The following is a 2,701-nucleotide window of genomic DNA, read 5'->3' as shown; positions in this document are numbered from 1 at the left end:
TGACGCGCCACGGCAAATTCAACGGCACATACGCTCCGGAAGGCTCGAATTCACCCAAAGCCTCTCGCGCGCTAATCCCAGTCATGGCTATATCGATCCCGATTGGCAAATCGTCGCCGAAACCCCAGATCGCGAGTTAATTGTGGTCAAAGATGGGTTGCACTTGCACGTAGATCGAAAACAGCATTTAGCCAAGGAGTACCGAAAAGCGGCCATTGGCGATACGATCCCCATCTACTTACCCCATAATCTCGCCGATCGAGATACTTATATTGCAGTGGGGAATTATGGTACGCCCGATCGGGCTGAGTCAGTCCAGCTTTACTTCAATTTTACGCCAGCGGCGGCTCTCGATTCGCTACCGCGAATTAGTCACTCTCTAAATAGATTGGGCATTCCGTTTCAATTTGCCATCCTCCACGATCCGGCATTGTTTTATCGTTACGATGCTGGCACTCTGTGGCTGCCACAAGCTGGCTATTTAGCGGCACAGCAGGACTTGTCGCAAATATACCGCTCTCATCAAGCTGAATTTTCTGCCCAAGTGCCACTATTTACCAAGTCACTCGCGCCAGGATTGGGGCTAGCAGAAGTACCCGCCACTGCCAGCTTTGGAATGCAGCGATGCGAACTTATTGCCGCTGCGCTAGTGACAACGCTCGATCGAGATCGACTTGGTGCTAGTGACAAACTCGATCTCGTCTGTCAGGACTTGGCACAGCAAGGGATAGATTGGCGGCGATCGCATCTCAATTCGATCGACACCGATCCGTATGTGGAACTTGAAACCCGATAAAGCGGATTTTTGTTTGGCTCAAACTACTACAGTTAAGTCCTGAAAATCTGCATCAAAGTCAGTGTCTATCGGTATAGATTTTAGCGAACTAGGCTTTACACATTGTTTTATACATTAATTGCGTAATTACCGCTTGGTTTTTAGACATAGTGTTATGTCCTTTTTATTCGATCGAAGGGATTGTAGATCGCTGCCAGATGGGACATGATATTTCTATCAGCAGTCGTAGCAAAATTCAAAAGAATTAAGTTAACGAACAAAAGCTAGTATCTTAATATACTTTAGGAGTAATTCAATCATGGCTCTCATCAACATTTCCAACTTGACTCCCGCAGGTAGCGAATTATTTGCAGATTCTGAAAGCTTTTTAACCGATCTCCAACCTACTGAAAGCGACAAAGTCATTGGTGGCGGTAGCAAAAATAAAGGCGGCGGCGGCTCGAATATCGTTGTTGTCGGTGGCGGCGGCTACGGTGGCGGTTGTGGCGGCTACGGTGGTGGCGGTTACGGTCCGATCGTTGTAGTCAGTGGCAACGGTGGTGGCGGTAGCAAAAATAAAGGTGGCGGCGGCTCGAATATCGTCGTTGTCGGCGGCGGCTACGGTGGTGGCGGCTACGGTGGTGGCGGCAACAACGGTGGCGGCAACAACGGTGGCGGTTGTCACTAATAATTAACAGACACTAATATTGTCTAATTCTCACCCTTGAGTTGCTCGATTTGCAGCTTAGGGGTGATTCTATATTGGGGGAGATTGACTGGCAGCCTTGAATTGGTGATGATTTAGATTCGTGCTAATTTGCACAACTCAAATCAATCTGGCATCAGCCTTATTCTCAGTGCCGATCGAGATCCGAGATCCAAACCTCAAACGCTAAATCCTCATGCCAATCTGTGTTTAGAGGCAGAGACATCGCGATCGAGTCGAGTAAGCCGAGCATAATTGCCACTAGATTTTGATGTGTATTTATACTAACGACCGCATGTATTTTTACGCAGATATTATTGTTTTATTTAAGACAAACATCTAAAGAATCTGCGGTTTCAAAAAGATTTTATAGCTAGTGTTATGTCTTTTTAGTTGTCACAAAATTGTTGTCGATCGAAAACAGATCGATCATGATGGATTTGTAGACAAAAGCGCATACAACTCTTGAATGTGCTTTTCTACCTAAACCTAATAGTCTCGGGAGCATTTGCAACATGTCTTCGATTAACATCTCTAACTTAGCTGGTAGCGAATTATTGACAGATTCCGAAAGCTTTTTAACCGATCTCCAAGCAACTGAAAGCGACCGTGTTATCGGTGGTGGCAGCAAAAATAATGGTGGCGGCTCGAATATCGTCATTGTCGGTTATGGTGGCGGCTACGGTGGTGGCTACGGTGGCGGCTATGGTGTCGGCAACGGTGGTGGCAACGGTGGCGGCAACGGTCGCGGCAACGGTCGCGGTTATGGTCGTGGTTGCTACTAATTGAATCTTCAAGCTGCTAACTAGCAGTTAAAAAATCACCCCCGAGCAAATGTTCACAGCAAGAACGGCTCAGGGGTGATTTTTTGTCAATAATCTGTGTGACAAAAGCGTTGGTGCATATTCTAATCGATCGCCCGCACGCTCGATCCTTTGAACGTAACAATGACAGTCGTACCGACATCAACTTGAGAGTCGATCGATAGTTCCCCCTGATGACTAGTGACGATCGATTGGACGATCGCCAGTCCCAAACCAGAACCGCTACTGACATCGGAAGCTGTAGCCGTGCGCGCCGGATCTACCCGATAAAATCTGTCAAACAAATGCGGTAGAGCTTCAGCCGGAATCCCCATTCCGGTATCACTCATCTTAACTTGGAGATAGGAGGTATTTTGCCGGATGGTTTGTCGCAGTTCGACCTTAATCTCGGCAGCG

The 2,701-nt window shown here is 47.4% G+C and carries 4 protein-coding genes; 3 read left to right on the top strand and 1 reads right to left on the bottom strand.

What is annotated here, in order from left to right:
* The 3 genes from RMO84_RS05515 to RMO84_RS05505 all read left to right on the top strand — a co-directional run.
* Positions 1 to 796: T3SS effector HopA1 family protein (locus tag RMO84_RS05515; protein ID WP_310487474.1), on the top strand; the 796-nt coding region annotated here is incomplete at its 5' end.
* Between the two features lie 298 nt (positions 797 to 1,094).
* A complete protein-coding gene (locus tag RMO84_RS05510; RefSeq protein ID WP_310487473.1) occupies positions 1,095 to 1,463 on the top strand; it encodes a hypothetical protein in 369 nt (122 codons plus the stop codon).
* Positions 1,464 to 1,996: 533 nt separating this feature from the next.
* Positions 1,997 to 2,266 carry a hypothetical protein gene (locus RMO84_RS05505; RefSeq protein WP_310487472.1) on the top strand — a complete coding sequence of 90 codons (270 nt, stop codon included), beginning with the start codon at positions 1,997 to 1,999 and terminating at the stop codon, positions 2,264 to 2,266.
* 122 nt (positions 2,267 to 2,388) lie between these two features.
* Here RMO84_RS05505 and RMO84_RS05500 read toward each other — a convergent pair.
* Positions 2,389 to 2,701, bottom strand: a 313-nt coding sequence (locus RMO84_RS05500; RefSeq protein ID WP_310487471.1) for a sensor histidine kinase, incomplete at its 5' end; no start/stop codon positions are given.

Origin of the sequence: Chamaesiphon sp. VAR_69_metabat_338 (genome assembly GCF_031423935.1) — a bacterium.
Classification (GTDB): domain Bacteria; phylum Cyanobacteriota; class Cyanobacteriia; order Cyanobacteriales; family Chamaesiphonaceae; genus Chamaesiphon.
Note: the sequence above shows the minus strand (reverse complement) of the source record. Positions and strands in the feature narration are given on the sequence as shown.